This window comes from Mycolicibacterium alvei, assembly GCF_010727325.1.
In the GTDB taxonomy this organism is placed as follows: Bacteria; Actinomycetota; Actinomycetes; order Mycobacteriales; family Mycobacteriaceae; genus Mycobacterium; species Mycobacterium alvei.
On the sequence record NZ_AP022565.1, the window covers coordinates 254,720 to 273,324 of the forward strand.

General features: G+C 68.1%; 16 protein-coding genes, 1 other RNA gene and 1 pseudogene. 12 read left to right on the forward strand and 6 right to left on the reverse strand.

Features of this window, described 5'->3' with window-relative positions; all coding sequences use genetic code 11:
- Positions 1 to 34 precede the first annotated feature (34 nt).
- A complete protein-coding gene (locus tag G6N44_RS01160; protein ID WP_163660384.1) occupies positions 35 to 712 on the reverse strand; it encodes an HAD-IA family hydrolase in 678 nt (225 codons plus the stop codon).
- 135 nt (positions 713 to 847) lie between these two features.
- Here G6N44_RS01160 and cobC point away from each other — a divergent pair, with 135 nt between their 5' ends.
- From cobC to G6N44_RS01180, 4 genes are read left to right on the forward strand one after another with little or no spacing between them, the layout of a single operon-like run.
- Positions 848 to 1,810 (forward strand): Rv2231c family histidinol phosphate aminotransferase CobC, encoded by a 963-nt coding sequence (gene cobC / locus G6N44_RS01165; protein WP_235683147.1) that lies wholly within the window; start codon positions 848 to 850, stop codon positions 1,808 to 1,810.
- Positions 1,807 to 2,940, forward strand: coding sequence for a Nif3-like dinuclear metal center hexameric protein (locus G6N44_RS01170; protein WP_163660388.1), 1,134 nt, complete (start codon positions 1,807 to 1,809; stop codon positions 2,938 to 2,940). The genes cobC and G6N44_RS01170 overlap by 4 nt, the downstream gene beginning before the upstream one ends.
- Positions 2,941 to 2,995: 55 nt before the next feature.
- Positions 2,996 to 3,724, forward strand: a complete 729-nt coding sequence (locus G6N44_RS01175) for a zinc ribbon domain-containing protein (protein WP_163660390.1) — start codon at positions 2,996 to 2,998, stop codon at positions 3,722 to 3,724.
- Positions 3,721 to 4,800 carry a bifunctional RNase H/acid phosphatase gene (locus G6N44_RS01180; protein WP_163660392.1) on the forward strand — a complete coding sequence of 360 codons (1,080 nt, stop codon included), beginning with the start codon at positions 3,721 to 3,723 and terminating at the stop codon, positions 4,798 to 4,800. Before G6N44_RS01175 ends, G6N44_RS01180 begins: the two co-directional genes overlap by 4 nt.
- Position 4,801: 1 nt before the next feature.
- Here the strand turns inward: G6N44_RS01180 and G6N44_RS01185 are convergent, their stop codons facing one another.
- On the reverse strand, positions 4,802 to 5,383 hold the full coding sequence (locus G6N44_RS01185) for a type II toxin-antitoxin system RelB family anti-toxin (RefSeq protein WP_163660395.1): 582 nt from the start codon (positions 5,381 to 5,383) through the stop codon (positions 4,802 to 4,804).
- Between the two features lie 47 nt (positions 5,384 to 5,430).
- Here G6N44_RS01185 and G6N44_RS29755 point away from each other — a divergent pair.
- A pseudogene (locus G6N44_RS29755) lies at positions 5,431 to 6,759 on the forward strand (FAD-dependent oxidoreductase); the annotation flags it as partial.
- A 367-nt stretch (positions 6,760 to 7,126) separates the two neighbouring features.
- Here G6N44_RS29755 and G6N44_RS01195 read toward each other — a convergent pair.
- Both G6N44_RS01195 and G6N44_RS01200 read right to left on the reverse strand, forming a co-directional pair.
- Entirely contained in the window at positions 7,127 to 7,546 is a 420-nt protein-coding gene (locus tag G6N44_RS01195) for a VOC family protein (protein ID WP_163660397.1), read from the reverse strand.
- Positions 7,547 to 7,556: 10 nt separating this feature from the next.
- Positions 7,557 to 8,009 (reverse strand): helix-turn-helix transcriptional regulator, encoded by a 453-nt coding sequence (locus G6N44_RS01200; RefSeq protein ID WP_163660399.1) that lies wholly within the window; start codon positions 8,007 to 8,009, stop codon positions 7,557 to 7,559.
- Between the two features lie 29 nt (positions 8,010 to 8,038).
- Between G6N44_RS01200 and rnpB the strand changes: the two genes are divergently transcribed.
- Positions 8,039 to 8,424, forward strand: an RNA gene (gene rnpB / locus G6N44_RS01205) — RNase P RNA component class A.
- Positions 8,425 to 8,444: 20 nt separating this feature from the next.
- Here rnpB and G6N44_RS01210 read toward each other — a convergent pair.
- Entirely contained in the window at positions 8,445 to 9,944 is a 1,500-nt protein-coding gene (locus G6N44_RS01210; protein ID WP_163660401.1) for a CYTH and CHAD domain-containing protein, read from the reverse strand.
- A 161-nt stretch (positions 9,945 to 10,105) separates the two neighbouring features.
- On the opposite strand from G6N44_RS01210, the gene G6N44_RS01215 reads away from it, so the two are divergent.
- Positions 10,106 to 10,804 (forward strand): TetR/AcrR family transcriptional regulator, encoded by a 699-nt coding sequence (locus G6N44_RS01215; RefSeq protein ID WP_163660404.1) that lies wholly within the window; start codon positions 10,106 to 10,108, stop codon positions 10,802 to 10,804.
- 10 nt (positions 10,805 to 10,814) lie between these two features.
- Entirely contained in the window at positions 10,815 to 11,600 is a 786-nt protein-coding gene (locus G6N44_RS01220; protein ID WP_163660406.1) for an enoyl-CoA hydratase/isomerase family protein, read from the forward strand.
- Here the strand turns inward: G6N44_RS01220 and panB are convergent.
- Complete coding sequence (gene panB / locus G6N44_RS01225) at positions 11,597 to 12,442, reverse strand: 3-methyl-2-oxobutanoate hydroxymethyltransferase (protein WP_163660408.1); 846 nt, start codon at positions 12,440 to 12,442, stop codon at positions 11,597 to 11,599. The genes G6N44_RS01220 and panB overlap by 4 nt on opposite strands.
- Positions 12,443 to 12,600: 158 nt before the next feature.
- Here panB and G6N44_RS01230 point away from each other — a divergent pair, with 158 nt between their 5' ends.
- The 4 genes from G6N44_RS01230 to glnA all read left to right on the forward strand — a co-directional run bounded on the left by G6N44_RS01230 (position 12,601) and on the right by glnA (position 18,596).
- Positions 12,601 to 13,992, forward strand: coding sequence for a WS/DGAT/MGAT family O-acyltransferase (locus G6N44_RS01230; protein ID WP_163660410.1), 1,392 nt, complete (start codon positions 12,601 to 12,603; stop codon positions 13,990 to 13,992).
- 65 nt (positions 13,993 to 14,057) lie between these two features.
- The gene (locus tag G6N44_RS01235) at positions 14,058 to 15,575 is read left to right on the forward strand and encodes an alpha/beta hydrolase (RefSeq protein WP_235683029.1); all 1,518 of its coding nucleotides are present in this window, start codon (positions 14,058 to 14,060) and stop codon (positions 15,573 to 15,575) included.
- Between the two features lie 89 nt (positions 15,576 to 15,664).
- Positions 15,665 to 17,203 carry an alpha/beta hydrolase gene (locus G6N44_RS01240; RefSeq protein WP_163660414.1) on the forward strand — a complete coding sequence of 513 codons (1,539 nt, stop codon included), beginning with the start codon at positions 15,665 to 15,667 and terminating at the stop codon, positions 17,201 to 17,203.
- Between the two features lie 52 nt (positions 17,204 to 17,255).
- Positions 17,256 to 18,596 (forward strand): type I glutamate--ammonia ligase, encoded by a 1,341-nt coding sequence (gene glnA, locus G6N44_RS01245; protein WP_163660416.1) that lies wholly within the window; start codon positions 17,256 to 17,258, stop codon positions 18,594 to 18,596.
- Positions 18,597 to 18,605 lie beyond the last annotated feature (9 nt).

The window sequence follows — 18,605 nt, forward strand, 5'->3', positions numbered from 1 at the left end:
CACGAACGTGACGTGCAACTGCACCTCCCTCGACTCAGACACCGAGCACCTCCCGCAGCGCGGCGACGGTGTCGACGTGGGCATGTGCGGCGACGGCGGTGGGGCCGGCGAAATCGGTGGCGCCATAACCCCAGCCGACCACCACCGTGCCGATCCCGTGCTCGGCTGCACCCTCGACATCGTGCATCCGGTCACCGACCATCAGCACGCGCTCTGGCAGGGGTTGAAGTTGGGCCAGTGCGTAGGCGACGACGTCGGCCTTGGCCGCCCGGACCCCGTCGGGGCTGGCCCCGGCGATCACCTCGAAGTAGCCGTCGAGGCCGAAATGCTCCAGGATGCGCTGCGCGGTGGGCTCGGCCTTCGAGGTGGCGACCGCCAGCCGCACCCCTGCGGACCGCAGATCTGCCAGCAGTGCCTCGACACCGTCGAACAGGCGGTTCATCGCCCAGCCGCGGCTCGTGTAATCGGCGCGGTAGGCCGCGATCGCAGTGTCGGCATCGAAGCTCGCCTCGCCGAGACTCAGCGCCTGCAACGTCTCGTGCATGGGCGGGCCGATGATGCGTCCGGCCAGGTCGCCGTCCGGGACCTCGGCGCCGACGTGGGTCAGGGCGTGGCGGAAACTCGACACGATCCCGGCCGCCGAATCGGTCAGGGTGCCGTCGAGATCGAAGAGCACCAGCTGCGGTCGGGTGCGTTCCAGCGTGTCGGTCACGTACCCATTCTCCCGTATGTCGTCGGCGGTCGTCCGGATGCCCAGTTGAAGGCCTGTGACCACTAGGGTCGTGCTGTGCCACACCCACCCCGCGCAGGCGCCCGCTACCACGGCGACCAGGCCGCATTGCCGGGCATGCTGGACTTCGCGGTCAACGTCCGCCCCGGTGGTCCGCCGTCCTGGCTGACCGATCGGCTCGCGGCCCGGCTGCCCGACCTGGGCAGCTACCCGAGCCAGGCCGATCAACGCCGGGCCGTCGAAGCGGTCGCGGCGCGCCACGGCCGAAGTGGGGACGAGGTGGCCCTGCTGGCCGGTGGGGCCGAAGGATTTGCCCTGCTGGCCGGACTGCGACCGCAGTTGGCCGCCCTGATCGCCCCGTCATTCACCGAACCCGAAGCCGTGCTGGCCGCGGCCGATGTGCCGATCCAGCACGTGGTGCTTCCGTCTCCGTTCACCCTGGCAGGGGCTGACGTGCCGGAGGAGGCCGACCTGGTGGTGGTCGGCAACCCGACCAATCCCACCGGGGTTTTGCACCGGCGCGAGGACATCCTGGCGTTGCGCAGGCCGGGCCGGCTGATCGTCGTCGACGAGGCGTTCGCCGACGGCATCCCCGGTGAGGCCGAGACGCTGGCCGGCGAATCGTTGCCTGACGTGCTGGTGCTGCGCAGCCTGACCAAGACCTGGTCACTGGCCGGGCTACGGGTCGGATATGCGCTCGGTGCGCCCGACGTGCTGGCCCGGCTCACCGCACCGCGCCCGCACTGGCCGCTGGGCACGCTGCAACTGGAGGCCATCACCGCGACCAGCAGCTCCGAAGCGGTGGCCGAGGCCGACACCGGGGCCCGTCGGCTCGCCGAACTTCGGGACGCGATGGTCGCCGGGCTCGATGCGCTCGGACTGGGTGTGGTGGCCGGCGAGGCGCCATTTGTCCTGTTCACCGTGCCCGACGCCGAGTTGATGCGAAAACATCTGGAAAGCAAAGGCATCGCGGTACGGCGTTGCGATACTTTCGTGGGCCTGCCGGGAAACTATCTGCGTGCCGCGGTGCGTCCGGAATGGCCCGCACTCATCGATGCCATGACGGAGGTGCTGCAATGAGCGCACGACCGGCCGGGGTGCCGTTGGCCGACGTAATCGCCGCCTTGGACGCGGCGTACCCGCCGCACCTGGCCCACGATTGGGACTCGGTCGGGTTGGTGTGCGGTGACCCCGACGAAACCGTCGAATCGGTGACGATCGCGGTCGACGCGACCGAAGCCGTGATCGACGAGGTGCCCGAGCGCGGTCTGCTGCTGGCCCACCACCCACTGCTGCTGCGCGGCGTGGACACGGTGGCCGCCGACACCGCCAAGGGCGCCCTGATCCACCGGCTGATCCGTACCGGAAGGGCCCTGTTCACCGCCCACACGAACGCGGATGCCGCGTCGCCCGGAGTATCCGATGCCCTGGCCGAAGCGCTGGGTCTGACCGTCGAGGCGGTGCTGTCGCCTGCGGCGCCGGGTCCTGATCTGGACAAATGGGTGGTGTTCGTGCCGGCCGCGCACACGGCGAGAGTGCGGGCGGCATTGTTCGACGCCGGGGCCGGGCGTATCGGGGACTACTCGCACTGCAGTTGGAGCGTGCCCGGTACCGGGCAGTTCCTGCCGCACGACGGGGCCGCCCCGTCCATCGGCGAGGTGGGCACCGTCGAGCAGGTGGCCGAGGATCGGGTGGAGGTGATCGCGCCCTCGCGGCTGCGCGCCACCATCCTGTCCGCCCTGCGGGCCGCTCATCCCTACGAGGAACCGGCCTTCGACATCATCGCGCTGGCGCCGATTCCCGGCGACGTGGGAATCGGCCGGATCGGACTCCTGGACCGGCCAGAGCCGTTGTCGGCCTTCGCCTCCCGGGTACGGGCTGCGCTGCCGGCCACCTCGTGGGGGGTGCGGACCTCGGGGGATCCCGACGCCATGGTGTCGCGGGTCGCGGTGTGCGGGGGAGCGGGCGACTCACTGCTGGGCACGGTGGCCCGGGCCGACGTACAGGCTTACGTCACATCGGATCTACGGCACCATCCCGCCGATGAGCACCGACGCGCCTCACCGGTCGCACTCGTCGATGTGGCGCACTGGGCCACCGAGTTCCCCTGGTGCGCCCAGGCTGCCGGAGTGCTGCACGGGCAGTTCGGTGACGCACTTGCGGTGCGGGTGTCGTCGGTGCGCACCGACCCGTGGAACGTCGAGTGCTGACCCGCGGTAAACGTATCAACGCAGAACAATCCCATAGCTACATGAAAGTCAGGGCATGAAAGCCGAAGTAAAACAACAACGTTCGCTTCTCGCGCTGACCGAGGTCGATGCCGAACTCGGGCGCCTCGAACACCGTGTCAAGCACCTGGCCGAACAGCAGAAGCTAGACGAGGCGCAGGCCGAGTACGCCGCCGCGGGCGACGGGGTGGGCGTTCTGGGTATCGCCCTGGAAGACCTGGAAGCCCAGGTGGCCAAGCTCGAGAGCGAGATCGACTCGGTCCGTCAGCGTGCGGACCGCGACCGCAAGCTGATCGACGGAGGCACGGTCGGCGCCAAGCAGGTAGCCGAGATCCAGCATGAGCTGGAAACCTTGCAGCGCAGGCAATCCAGCCTGGAGGACTCTCTGCTGGAACTCATGGAACGCCGTGAGGAACTGACGGGGCAGCAGGCCGAGGCGTCGCAGCGCATCGAGGACCTGCAGACCGCGCTGTCGGCGGCACAGCAGGCCCGCGATGCCGCACTGGTGGAAATCGACCAGGCCAAGCATCAGGCGGTGACTCGCCGTGCAGGTCTGGTCGGTCTGATCGATCCCGCACTCGTGGATCTCTACGAACGGCAGCGGTCCCGCGGCGGGGCGGGGGCCGGGCTGCTGCAGGGCCGGCGCTGCGGTGCCTGCCGGATCGAGATCGACCGCGGCGAGAGTGCCCGGATCGCCGCGGCCGCCGAGGACGACGTACTGCGCTGCCCCGAGTGCGGGGCAATCCTGTTGAGGTTCACGCAGTGAAGGTTCTCGTCGAGGCCGACGGCGGGTCCCGGGGAAATCCCGGACCGGCGGGCTACGGCGCGGTGGTGTTCGATGCCGAGCGCACCACGGTATTGGCCGAACGTAAGGAAGCGATCGGCCGAGCCACCAACAACGTCGCCGAATACCGCGGCCTGATCGCAGGTTTGGAGGCCGCCGCCGAACTCGGCGCGGCCGAGGTGGCGGTGTCGATGGATTCCAAGCTCATCGTGGAACAGATGTCGGGGCGCTGGAAGGTCAAGCATCCCGACCTGATTCCGCTGCAGCGCCGAGCGGCCGAGCTGGCCGCGGGTTTCGGTCGGATCAGCTACTCGTGGATTCCGCGGGAGCGCAACAGCCATGCCGACCGGCTGGCCAACGAGGCCATGGACGCAGCCGCGGGCATCGTCGATGAGAAACCCGCAGCCGAGGTCGCGCCGTCCGCACCTGGGTGGACCGGTGCCACCGGATCGCCCACCCGGCTGTTGCTGCTGCGCCACGGCCAGACCGAATTATCCATCTCCCGGCGTTATTCGGGGCGTGGCAATCCGGCGCTGACCGAAGAGGGGCGCAGGCAGGCCGACGCCGCCGCGCGCTATCTGGGGGCACGCGGGGGCGTCGCGGCAGTCATCAGCTCGCCGTTGGGGCGGGCGTTCGAGACGGCTACGGCGGCGGGCAAGGCTCTCGGAGTCGATGTCCGTGTCGACGATGACCTGATCGAGACGGACTTCGGCGAATGGGAAGGATTGACGTTCACCGAAGCCGCGCAACGGGATCCGGAACTCCACCGGCGCTGGCTGCGTGATACCAGCGTCGAGCCGCCCGGTGGCGAGAGCTTCGATGCCGTCGCCCACCGGGTCAGTCGGGCTCGCAACCGGATCATCGCCGAGTACGGTGCCGCAACGGTTCTCGTGGTTTCGCACGTGACGCCGATCAAGACCATCCTGCGGCTGGCGCTGGACGCCGGTGCGGGCATCCTGTACCGGCTGCACCTGGATCTGGCCTCGCTGTCGATCGCCGAGTTCTACGCAGACGGTGGTTCATCGGTTCGGCTGGTGAACCAGACCGGCTACCTGTAGGTCAGGCGTGCAGGTGTAGTTGCTCGCCGTGCGGGCCCAGGATGGTGATGGCCTCCACCGGGCCGTCGACCACCCCGAACCAGTGCGGTGTCCACGTCGAGAATTCCACGGCCTCACCAGGATTGACGACGAAGTCCTGCTCGCCCAGCATCAGGCGCAGTTGCCCGGACAGCACGTACATCCAGTCGCGACCCTCGTGGACGGGTAATTCGGCGGGCGGCTTGCGACGCTTGGCGCTGATCCGGATCTTGTAGGCGTGCAGGCCGGCGGCCGGGCCCTGTCGGGTCAGCGGCCAGTAGGTGATGTCGTGGTGGGTGTGTGAGCTGCCGGTGACCCGGGGGTCCTCGGCCTGCGGTGTGCGCAGCAACTCATCGGTGGTCACCGACAGGGCGGCGGCCAGGCGGGGCAGGTGGTCCAGAGCCAGTCGACGTTTGCCCGATTCCAGCCGGCTCAGCGTGGAGACGTCGATCTGTGCGCGGCGGGCGACGTCCTCCAGGGTGAGCCCGCGTTGGGTCCGCAACTCGCGCAGACGGCTGCGGACCAGGGCGTCGATGTCCTCAGGTTGGGCGACATTTGCCTTCATGGCAAATGAGCTTGGCACTTTGCCATGTATTGGGCAAGCTCGAAGACATGGACAACATCTGGGATTGCGTCGTCATCGGCGGCGGGGCCGCCGGCTTGAGTGCGGCGCTGGTGCTGGGCCGGGCCCGGCGCCGCGTGCTGCTGGTCGACGCAGGAGATCAGAGCAACCTCGCCGCACCCGGAATCGGCGGGCTGCTCGGCAGCGATGGCCTCCCGCCCGCTGAGCTTTACTCCGCGGGCCGCGCCGAGTTGGCTGCCTACCCCACGGTCGAGGTGCGTACCGGCGAGGTCGTCATCGGCGAGCCGGGTTTCGTGCTCGAGCTGGCCGACGGCACCCGCGAGCACACCCGGACGGTGCTGCTGGCCACCGGCATGGAGTACCGGGGGCCGAACATCTCCGGGCTCGAAGGGCTCTGGGGTACTTCGGTTTTCCACTGCCCGTTCTGCCACGGCTGGGAGATGCGTGATGCGCCGGTTGCCGTCATCGCGCAGGGGGACCGCGCCGTGCACTCGGCGTTGATGATGCGCGGCTGGACTGAGGACCTGGTGGTGCTCACGAACGGGGACAGCGGCCTGGCCGAAGCGCAGGTCAAGCAGTTGGACGCGGTCGGCATCGGCGTCGACGAACGTCCGATCGCCCGATTCATCGCCGATGACGGCGAACTGACTGCGGTGGAGTTCACCGACGGCGCCCGACTGGCCCGGCGCGGGGCGCTCGTCGCTGCGACACTGCACCAACGCTCGCCGCTGGCTGCGCAACTCGGCGCCGTCTCGGCGCCCGGGCCAGTCGCCGCGGATGCGCTCGTCGTCGACGCGTTCGCCCGCACCTCGGTGCCCGGGGTGTTCGCCGCGGGCGACCTCGGTGCCCAGATACCTCAGGTGGCCACGGCGGTGGCGTCGGGCAGTCAGGTCGGTGCCGCCGTCGTGCAACACCTGCTCGGCGAGGACGTCGGGCTGCCGGTGCCGCCGTGGCCCGCCCAGACCGCCGTCACCGCCCAGTACTGGGAACGGCACTACGGGCAGCGCGGCCGCATCTGGAGTGGCCGCGTCAACGCCCAGCTGGCAAAGATCGCCGCGGACCTGCCCGCCGGCCGGGCTCTCGATCTGGGCTGCGGCGAGGGCGGTGACTCCGTGTGGTTGGCCGAACAGGGCTGGCAGGTCACGGGAGTCGACGTCTCCGACACCGCGCTCGCCCGCGCCGTCGCCGCAGCGCAGGACCGCGGCGTGGCGGATCGGGCCAGCTTTGAACGTCACGACCTGTCCGAGAGCCTGCCCGACGGGCGCTTCGATCTGGTCTCGGCTCAGTTCCTGCAGTCACCGATCGCCATGGACCGCGCCGGGGTGCTGCGTCGTGCCGCCGGGGCGGTGGCCGAGGGCGGTCTGCTGGTCATCGTCGATCACGGGGCCGCCCCGGCCTGGGCCCCCGCGCACGTCCAGAAGTTCGCCTTCCCCAGCGCCGACGACGTCGTCGACTCGCTCAACCTCGATGACGCGCACTGGGAACGCATCCGGGTGGGCACCGACGAGCGGGAGGCGACCGGCCCGGACGGGCAGCACGGCACCCTGATCGACAACGTGATGGTGCTGCGACGTCGGGGCTAGGTTGTGTGTCTGGTGAACAGCTTGAGGCGCAGGGCCATTCACATTGAATAGACCGGCTCTATATCGAGGATCGCTGCTCAATGGTGACCTCGATCCTCGGTGTAGACACCCCAATGCCCAAATGTGGGTGTCCGGACCAGGCCTAGTCGGTGCGCTGGGTCAGCCGGATGCTGTTGCCCGACGGGTCGCGGAAACCGGAGTCGATGCCGTAGGGCATCTGATTCGGTGGCTCGGTGAACTCGACGCCGCGCGCGGTCAGTTCCTCGTAACTCTTCTGGCAGTCATCGGTGGTCAGAAACACCGTGCCGGCGAAGCCTTTTGCGGTCAGATCGAGGACCTGGGTGCGGGTGTTCTCATCCATCACCGGCTCCCCGGGAACCGCCATCAGCACGATGCCCACTTCGTCCTGACCGGGCGGGCCGACCGTGACCCATCGGAAGGCGCCCATCTCCTCCGGGAACGAAACATCTTCGCGCACTTCCATTCCGACCTTCTCGGTCCAGAATTTCAGGGCGACTTCCTGATCGTGAACCCACAGGTGGGTGTATGCGATTTTCATCATGGGTCTGACGCTACGTTCGGTCCGGCCCCGCCGTCTTCTCCGTTTGTGCTGTCTTGGCTCTACCGGAATGCGGGCGCCGGGTGTCGCGCGCCAGGATGCAACTGGGCACCGGGGCGCGCAGCATGGCCGGCGGCAGGCTCGCCCGGTACGCCGCAGGCGGTTTGCCGTACACCCGCGCGAAGTTGGTGGTGAACGAACCGACGCTGTGCAGGCCGACCATCACGCAGATGTCGGCCACCGACCGGTCGGTGTTGCGCAGCAGGGCGGCGGCCCGCTCCAGGCGCCGGCTCTGCAGGTAGGCCCGCGGAGACTCACCGAAAGTGCGGGTGAACATCCGGCTGAAGTGGGCCCGCGACAACCCGGCGGCGGACGCGAGGTCGTCGACGGTGATCGGATCCGCGTAACGGGCGTCCGCGAGATCCTTCGCGCGGAGCAGATAGCGTGCCGGTGGCACCTGGACCATGCAAATAAGGGTACGGTGATCAGCGCGAACGAGTTGGCTGGGCGGCCGCGGCACCGGTGGAAACCGGGGTCGAGGAAAGTCCGGACTTCACAGAGCAGGGTGATTGCTAACGGCAATCCGAGGCGACTCGCGGGAAAGTGCCACAGAAAACAGACCGCCAGCAATGGTAAGGGTGAAACGGTGCGGTAAGAGCGCACCAGCACCCCGGGTGACCGGGGTGGCTAGGCAAACCCCACCCGAAGCAAGGCCAAGAAGGCCGCAACCTGGTTGCGGCCGCGCAGGCGTTCGAGGGTTGCTCGCCCGAGCCTGCGGGTAGGCCGCTTGAGGCACCCGGCAACGGTGTGTCCAGATGGATGGTCGCCGCCTCACCCTCCGGGGTGAGAGACAGAATCCGGCTTACAGGCCAACTCGTTCGCCCCCACCGCAACCGGGCCCCTAGTGGGTCTTACGGACGGCCTTGTCCAGCTTCTTGAGTGCATCGTCCAGCAACGCCCGGGACTGCTGGGCGGTGTCGTGCTCCCGTTGATAGAGCAGCCCGTAGGTGAAGGTGTCCTCACCGGCGGCATGTGCGGCATCGGCCTGAGTACTCAGATGCGCCTTGCTCACCACACTGTCCTGGTGGTCGCCCAGCAAGGTCTGGATGTACTTCGCCCGATCGGACACCTTGTCTGCCCCGGTGGCCGCCGCGGTGTAACGAAGCCGCTTGGCGCCCTTACGAATCCGGTGCAGCGCCTCGTCCTTCTCCTCGGTGCTGGCATCCTCGGCCGCCACCGCCTTGGCAGTCTTGGCGGCCTTGCGAACCCGCTTGTAGGCGGCGTCGATGGTCACGGAAGGCGCAGAGGCGTCGGCAGATTCCGGTTTTTCGGTGCTGACCAACTCCTCCAGTGCGTCCAGCAGCCGGAAGTAGCGCGGCGATCGCATCGCCAGCAGCGAACGTCGCCAGCCCGCGGTGTAGCGGCGGTTGGCGCCCTCGACCAGGCGCTGGCGCACCGGGCCGCGAATCAGCTCGGCGGGCATCTCGTCGAGTGCGCGTTGATAGCGCTCGCCCAGCACCTCGGCGTCGCGGGCCACCCCCAGCACCGCGGCCAAGGCCCGCAGCTCGTCGAGCACCCAGACGTTGTCGTCGTCCAGTCCGAACGAGTCCCTGGATTCCTGCAGCAGGCTGCGGATCTTGCGGGTCGTCACCCGCAGCTGATGTACCGAGTCGTAGGCATCGGCACGTACCGCACGGTCCCACAGCAGTAGCGCCTCGATCTGCTCGGCGATGGCTCGGTGCACCGGATCGGCCGGGGGAGTCGGTGCCGGGAGCTGATCGGTGCCCAGCACCTTGGCCAGCTTCGAACCGTGTCCGGCCGGCACCGCCCCGGCATCCGCCAGCCGATTCGACAGTCGATCCATCAGATCGTCGGGCACGTCGGCAGTGAGCAGCTCCAGCTCCCATTCCCGCCAGCTCTGTTTATCGGCCTCCCCGCCCGTGGTCGATGCCGTGACCCGGTCATCACAGAACTCGGCCAGGCCGATGCCGTCGGCTCCGCGCAGCACCTCCACGCTGCGCTGGGTGCTGATCCGGGCGACCGGGGACAGCGGCCGGTCCCGGACGATCGCCAGCACGATGTCCCGCAGATCCTCGGGCACGGTATCGGTTGCCGCGCCCAGCGGGGTGCGGACCTCGGTGCGGGTGTCGACACCGGCCGGTAGCTTCAGATGCCAGCCCGCGTCGTTGCCGCCGGTGCGGCGCCTCAGCGTGATGCGGTGCGCGGCAAGGCCGCGATCCGGGGTGTCGAAATACACCGCATCCAGATGCTGGATTTCCGTGCGTGCCACCTCGGTGACGGCCGACAATCCCTCGAACGACGGTGAGACGGTGGTTTCGGTGACCGCGAACTTCCGCTCGATTTCGGTGTACCTGGCGGTCTTCGATTTACCGGGGGCCATAGTCACCTTCGCTGTGCACCGGAGGCGGGAGATCGGATGGCACCAGCGTGCCATATTCGGGTAGGCGCCACGACCGGTGTCTGATCACAGCAACATCAAGACTTGTCGCTTCCCGACTGTGCCCTCGATCAGGTCTGCGCGCGTCTCCTACTGTTGCTGACATGGGGGCTGAAATGACACCGGCGAACGCCGCAACCGGACGCGGGCGCCCACGGCTGGAGCAGCCACGCAGGCCCGGGGCGACCGCTCGTGAGCAGATCCTGGACGCTGCCGCCGAGCTGTTCACCAACCACGGGTACGCCAACACCTCGACCCGGCGCATCGCCGACGAAGTCGGGGTACGGCAGGCTTCGCTGTACCACCATTTCGCCACCAAGGACGACATCCTCGACGCGTTGCTGGCCGGCACGGTCGACAATGCCCTGCAGCTGGGCGCCGAAGTGCTCGAGGACGCGGGGCCGACGGTCCAACACCTGCACACGCTCGCGGTCGCCGACGCCCACCAGTTGTGCGCGAGCCGGTGGAATCTGGGTGCCCTGTATCTGCTGCCCGAGCTGCGCACCGACCGGTTTGCGCCGTTCCGGCGCCGACGCGCCGAACTGCGCGAGGTGTACCGACAGCTGTCGGACGCGGTGATCGCCGAATGCGCAGGCCCGATCGACGCCGCTGACCTGCCCTTCCGATTGGTGGAATCGGTGGTCAACAGCCGCTCTGACGACGTCGGGCGCACACCGTCGCAGCCCTGGGCGATCGGGGAGGGGGCACTGCGGATCCTCGGGTTCGACGGCGACTTCGGCCCGCTGGTGGCCGCCACCGCGGCCCGGCTGGGCGTGCGACCGCCGCAAACCCCGGCCCGCTAGAGTTCGGGCCGTGACCGAGCCCACCTATGAAGCCATCTCGTTCGAGCAGTCCGGCGCCGTCGCGCGCATCACGCTGAACCGCCCCGACGCCGCGAATGGCATGAACGACACCATGACTCGCGAACTGGCCGACGCGGCCCGGCGCTGCGATACGCCCGGCACCAAAGCCGTGGTGCTGACCGGGGCGGGCCGTTTCTTCTGCGCGGGCGGCGACCTGAAGGCTTTCGCCACCGCGCCCGACCGCGGTCGCTTCATCAAGGGCGTTGCCGACGACCTGCACCAGGCCATCTCATCCTTCGCCCGGATGGATGCCCTGCTGATCACTGCGGTCAACGGCACCGCAGCCGGTGCCGGGTTCAGCCTCGCGGTGACCGGCGACCTGGTTCTGGCCGCCGATTCGGCCACCTTCACGATGGCTTACACCAAGGTGGGGCTGAGCCCCGATGGCAGCGCGTCCTACCACCTGCCGCGATTGGTCGGGCTGCGTCGGGCCCAGGAGCTTATCCTGACCAACCGCACGCTCTCAGCCGCGGAGGCGCAGGAGTGGGGACTGGTCACCGAGGTGGTCGCCGGGGACGAGCTCGTCGCGCGGGCCACGGCATTGGCCGAGCAGGTGGCGGCGGGTTCCGGCGGATCCAACGGTGCGGTCAAGTCGCTACTGGTGTCCTCGTTCAAGAACAGCCTCGAAGAGCAGATGGCCGCCGAAGCCAGGTTCATCGCCGAGCGGGCCAACTCCGCCGACGGCCGCGAAGGCGTCGACGCGTTCCTGGCCAAACGCAGGCCCGACTTCGCCTAGTAGCTGTGCTCCTCGGCCGGGAACACCCCGGTCGCCACGTCGTGGGCGTACTGCGTTGCCGCACGGTGCAGTTCGCCGCCCACGTCACCGAAACGCTTGACGAACTTGGCGGTCTTGCCACTGGTGAGCCCGGCCATGTCCTGCCAGACCAGCACCTGGGCATCGCAGCTGGGGCCGGCGCCGATGCCCACCGTGGGGATCGTCAGCTTGCCGGTGATCTGGGTGGCCAACTCGGCCGGCACCATTTCCAGCACGACCGCGATCGCACCGGCTTCCTGCACCGCGATCGCATCGTGGATCGTCTGGTCGCCGGCGTCGCCACGGCCCTGGACGCGGAACCCGCCCAACCCGTTGACGCTCTGCGGCGTGAAGCCGATGTGGGCCACCACCGGGATACCTGCGGCGGACAGCAACGCGATCTGATCGACCATCCGCTCACCGCCCTCGAGCTTGACCGCCTGCGCTCCGGTCTCCTTCATGAAACGGGTGGCGGTGGCCAGAGCCTGGGTGGGGCTGCTCTCGTAGCTGCCGAACGGCAGATCGGCGACCACCAGGGCGTGCGGGGCGCCCTTGACGACCGCGCGGGCCAGTGGGATCAGCTCGTCGATGGTGATCGGCACGGTGGTGTCGTATCCGTAGACCACGTTTGCCGCCGAGTCGCCGACCAGCAGTACCGGAATCTCGGCCTCGTCGAATACCCGCGCGCTGGAGTAGTCGTAACAGGTGAGCATCGCCCACTTGTGGCCCTCGGACTTCCATTTCTGCAGCGTGAGCGTGCGGACCTTGGTGCGCGGCTTGGCTGCGGCAGAATCGGAAGCACCATAAACAGACTGTTCAGACATCGTCGTCCCCTGTGATGGTCGGTTCGATCCTCGAGGCCGCTCCGCGGTCCCCGGGTTCGTCGGACGTGTGCCAGTCTGCCACTGCGGGTAATGAAGGCAACAGTGACGTTCGAGTGGATTTCCTCACAGTTCGCCCGCGGAGTCCTAACATCAGCGGCATGCAACGGCTCAGCCCACTAGACGCCAGCTTCCTGTATCTCGAAACCGCCGCCCAACCGTTGCACGTGTGCTCTGTGCTGGAACTGGACACCTCGACGATGCCGGGTGGGTACACGTTCGACCGGTTGCGCGACGCGCTGTCGGTGTCCATCAAGGCGATGCCGCAGTTCCGCGAGAAGCTGGCCGACAGCCGGTTCAACCTGGATCACCCGGTGTGGGTGGAGGACATGGACTTCGACGTCAGTCGCCATCTGCACCGGATCGGACTTCCGGGCCCGGGCGGACGGGCGGAGTTGTCCGAGATCTGCGGCCACATCGCCTCCCTGCCTCTGGACCGGTCTCGGCCGTTGTGGGAGATGTGGGTCATCGAGAACATCGCGGGCACCGACCCGCAGGCGGGCGGACGGCTGGCGCTGATGACCAAGATCCACCACGCCGGTGTCGACGGTGTGACCGGCGCCAACCTGATGTCGCAACTGTGCACCCCCGAAGCCGACGCCCCGCCGCCCGAACCGGCGCAAGGCACCGGCGGTGCCTCGGGCGCCGCGATTGCCCTGGGCGGGGCACTGAAGTTCGCCGCCCGCCCCTTCAAGTTGGTCAACGTGCTGCCCGCCACGGCGACGACCGTCGTCGACACGGTCCGCCGGGCCTTCAACGGACAGGCCATGGCGGCCCCGTTCAACGCACCCAAAACCGCGTTCAACGCCAACATCACCGGTCAGCGTTGCGTGGGGTTCGCCCAGCTTGATCTCGAGGACATCAAGACCGTCAAGAACCACTTCGGCGTCAAGGTCAACGACGTGGTGATGGCGCTGGTGTCGGGTGTGTTGCGCACGTTCCTTTCCAGCCGCGGCGAACTGCCCGAACACTCCCTGGTCGCGATGGTGCCCGTGTCGGTGCACGACCAGTCCGATCGGCCCGGCCGCAACCAGGTGTCGGGGATGTTCTCCAAGCTCGACACCCACGTCGACGACCCGGCCGAGCGGCTACGGGCCATCGCCGCGTCGAATTCGGTTGCCAAGCAACACAGCTCCGCCCTCGGGGCAACACTGCTGCAGGACTGGACGCAGTTCGTGGCTCCGGCGGTGTTCGGCGCGGCCATGCGGGTATACGCGGCCAGTCGGCTGTCGGGGGCCAAACCCATCCACAACCTGGTGGTCTCCAACGTGCCCGGGCCGCAGACACCGGTCTACATGCTGGGCTGTGAGGTCAAGGCGTTGTATCCGTTGGGTCCGATCTTTCACGGGGCGGGGCTGAACATCACCGTGATGTCGCTGAACGGCAAGCTCGATGTCGGCCTTATGTCCTGCCCGGACCTGCTGCCGGATCTGTGGGACATGGCCGACGCTTTCCAGGTCGCGCTCGAGGAGCTGCTCGCCGTTAGCCGATAGCATCGCGGGCCTCGGTGACCAGGCCCAGCCTGCGGCAATGTCGCGGCATGGCAGCATGGTCAGCCATGAAGACCAGGATGAGGTTCGGCGCGCTGCTGGCGGTGACGGCGGTGGCCGCGGCGGGCTGCACCCAGGTGGTCGAGGGCCAGGCCAGGATCGCGGTCCCGCGGCCAGGAACACCGGTGCAATGGCTACCGTGCAACGCGGGTTCGGGCGACCAGGTGCAGATCCCCGACAACGCCGAATGCGGAATGCTGTCGGTGCCGGTCGACTACTCCAATCCCGACGGCGAGGTCGCCCGCCTGGCGATGATCCGCTTCCCGGCCGCGGGCAAGAAGATCGGCTCGCTGGTGATCAACCCCGGCGGTCCCGGCGAATCCGGGGTGGAATCGGCGGTCGCCCTGTTGTCGGGCCTGCCGCAGTCGGTCAAGGACCGGTTCGACATCGTCGGGTTCGATCCGCGCGGTGTCGGATCTTCGACGCCCGCGGTGTGGTGCAACTCCGACGAGGACAACGACCGGCTGCGGGCCGATCCGACGGTGGAATACACCCCCGAAGGTGTCGAGCATCTGGAGAGCGAAACCAAGAAGTTCGTCCAGCGCTGCGTCGACAAGATGGGAACCGAGTTCCTGGAGAACGTCGGCACGGAGAACGTCGCCAAGGATCTGGACGCGATCCGGATCGCCGTCGGTGACGACAAGCTGACCTACCTGGGGTATTCCTACGGCACGCGGATCGGTGCGACCTACGCCGAGCAGTTCCCGGAGAAGGTCCGCGCGATGATCCTCGACGGTGCCGTCGACCCGAACGCGGATCCGGTGGAGGAAGACATCCGTCAGGCCGCGGCATTCCAGAAGGCCTTCGACGACTATGCCGCCGACTGCGCCACCAAGAACCCCGACTGCCCACTGGGTACCGACCCGGCCAAGGCCGTCGAGGTCTACAAGAGCCTGGTCGACCCACTGGTCGAGCACCCGGCCAAGACCCGCGATCAGCGCGGGCTGGGCTACAGCGACGCCATCGTGGGCACCATCCTGCCGCTGTACTCGCCGAATCTGTGGCGGCACCTGACCGAGGGCCTGACCGGGCTGAAGAACGGCAACGGCGATGTGATGCTGGCGCTGGCCGACCTCTACATGGGTCGAGACGCCAAGGGCCACTACAACAATTCCACCGACGTGCGCGTCGCGGTCAACTGCGTGGACAAGCCTGCCATCACCGACCGGGCCACCGTCGTCGACGAGGACCGGCGGGCCCGCGAGGCCGCTCCGTTCCTGAGCTACGGCGAGTTCACCGGGAACGCGCCGATGGGCACCTGCGCCTTCTGGCCGGTGCCGCCCACCAGCAAGCCGCACGAGATCTCGGTAAAGGGACTGCCTCCGACATTGGTGGTCTCGACCACCAACGATCCGGCGACGCCCTATCAGGCGGGTGTGGACCTGGCCCGCCAACTCGGAGGCACGCTGGTGACTTTCGAGGGCACTCAGCACACCGTGGTGTTCCAGGGCAACAAGTGCATCGACGACATCGCCGCCACGTACCTCCTGGACGTGACCGTGCCCGCGCCCGGGATCCGCTGCTGATCGATCCAAGCGGTCGAGGTCACCGGATGGTCTCCGGCCGATCTCTGCTCGGCCTCAGGCACAGACCCGGCGGTGGTCGCCATGCGACCATGGCTGCCGTGTGGTGGGCGGGTAGACGGGCAGCGAGAGCTCTGGCGGTGATACTGCTCAGCGCAACCGCCGTCGTGTACCCGGTCGCCGCGCCGGTCGCGGGTGCCGTGCCGGAATTCGGGCCGGGGTGGGGAAGTTGCGCCCAATGGGTGCAAGACCCGGCACGGGTTCCGACGGCGCAGTGCAGCACCGTCTCGGTACCCATCGAATGGAGCGAGGCCTGGAATCCGTCTGATCCCCAAGGGGCGCAAGCGCAATTGGCCGTCATCCGGATTCCGGCCACCGGCAACCGGATCGGCGCACTGTTCATCAACCCCGGTGGCCCCGGCGCCTCGGCGGTCGACACCGTCGCCGGCATGGGTGCGGCGCTGGCCGGGTCGCCACTCACCGATCATTTCGATCTGGTCGGATTCGACCCACGCGGCGTCGGACATTCCACCCCGGCGTTGCGTTGCCGCACCGACGCCGAGATCGACGCCTACCGCCGCGAGCCGATGACCGATTACAGCCCGGCCGGGGTCGCCCACATCGAAGACGTCTACCGACAGTTCGCCCAGCAGTGTCTGGACCGCATGGGTGCGCCGTTCTTGGCCAACGTCGGCACCGCGTCGGCGGTGCGGGACATGGATGCGGTAAGGGCCGCGCTGGGGGAGGACCAGATCAGTTATCTGGGCTTCTCCTACGGCACCGAACTGGGTGGTGCCTACGCCGAACGGTTCGGTGACCGGGTGCGCACCATGGTGCTCGACGGTGCCATCAACCCCAGCCTGGACCCGATCACCAAGAATATCCGTCAGCTCGCCGGCTTCCAGAAGGCTTTCGACACCTATGCCGCAGACTGCGCGAAATCGGCCGACTGCCCGCTGGGCACCGATCCGGCCCAGTTCGTCGGCAGGTTTCAGCGACTGATCGATCCGTTGGCGACGACGCCGGCCTCCACCGCGGACCCGCGCGGACTCGGCTACGCCGATGCCATCACCGGAACCGGCAACGCCCTCTACTCGGCGCGGTACTGGCCCTACCTGACCAGCGGACTGCTCGGGTTGACGCGCGGCACCGACGCCGGTGACCTGCTGTTGCTCGCCGACGACTACTGGCGTCGCGACGAGACCGGGCACTACCAGAACATGCAGGACGCATTCACCGCGATCCGCTGCGTCGACATGCCGTTCCCCACCGACCCCGCGGTGTGGGCCGACGCCGATCAGCGGATCCGCGCTGCGGCACCGTTCATGTCCTACGGCGAGTTCACCGGGTACGCGCCCCGCGACATCTGCGCATTGTGGCCGGTGCCCGCGACGTCGGCGCCGCACCCGATCACCGGGCCCGGACCCGGCAAGGTCGTAGTGGTGTCCACCACCGGCGACCCGGCCACGCCCTATCAGGCCGGGGTGGACCTGGCCCGGCAAATGGACGCGGACCTGATCTCGTTCACCGGTACCCAACACACCGTCGTGTTCAACGGCGACGCCTGTGTCGACACCGCGGTGCTGGGTTTCTTCGTCAACCAAACCTCGCCGGGCAACCTGTCCTGCTAACTCCTTGCAGGGCCGTAACACAGATTTAACAGCCGATGCCTACGCTGCGCTCATGGACCGCCAGAAGGAATTCGTGCTGCGCACCCTGGAGGAACGCGATATCCGGTTCGTTCGGTTGTGGTTCACCGACGTGCTCGGCTACCTCAAGTCGGTAGCGATCGCGCCCGCCGAACTCGAAGGCGCCTTCGAGGAGGGCATCGGCTTCGACGGATCCTCGATCGAAGGCTTCGCCCGCGTCTCGGAATCCGACACCGTGGCCCGGCCCGATCCGTCCACCTTCCAGGTGCTGCCCTGGACCACCGGCGCCGGCAAGCACTACTCGGCGCGCATGTTCTGCGACATCACCATGCCGGACGGCTCACCGTCGTGGGCCGACTCCCGGCACGTGCTGCGCCGCCAGCTGGCCAAGGCCAGCGACCTGGGCTTCACCTGCTACGTGCACCCGGAGATCGAGTTCTTCCTGCTGCAGCGCGGCCCCGACGACGGTTCGGTGCCCGTGCCCGCGGACAACAGCGGCTATTTCGACCAGGCCGTGCACGATTCGGCCCCCAACTTCCGGCGCCACGCCATCGAGGCCCTGGAGCAGATGGGCATCTCGGTGGAGTTCAGCCACCACGAGGGCGCACCCGGCCAGCAGGAGATCGACCTGCGCTACGCCGACGCGCTGTCGATGGCCGACAACGTGATGACCTTCCGTTACCTGGTCAAAGAGGTCGCGCTGGCCGACGGGGTCCGCGCCTCGTTCATGCCCAAGCCGTTCGCCGAGTACCCCGGCTCGGCCATGCACACCCACATGAGCCTGTTCGAAGGCGACACCAACGCCTTCCACAGCCCCGACGACCCGCTGCAGCTGTCCGACGTGGCCAAGTCCTTCATCGCGGGCATCCTGGAGCACGCCAGCGAGATCAGTGCCGTCACCAACCAGTGGGTGAACTCCTACAAGCGTCTGGTGCACGGCGGTGAAGCGCCCACCGCGGCCTCGTGGGGCGCGGCCAACCGCTCGGCGCTGGTGCGGGTTCCGATGTACACCCCGCGCAAGGCGTCATCACGGCGCGTCGAGGTCCGCAGCCCTGACTCGGCATGCAACCCGTACCTGACGTTCGCGGTCCTGCTGGCCGCCGGTCTGCGCGGCGTGGAGAAGGGTTACGTGCTGGGCCCGCAGGCCGAAGACAACGTCTGGAGCCTGACTCCCGAGGAACGGCGTGCCATGGGTTATCGCGAGCTGCCGACCAGCCTGGGCAACGCCCTGGAGGCGATGGAGAACTCCGAGCTGGTCGCGGAAGCGTTGGGGGAGCACGTATTCGACTACTTCCTGCGCAACAAGCGCGCAGAGTGGGAGAACTACCGCAGCCACGTCACGCCCTACGAGCTGAAGACCTACCTGTCGCTGTAACGTCGAGTG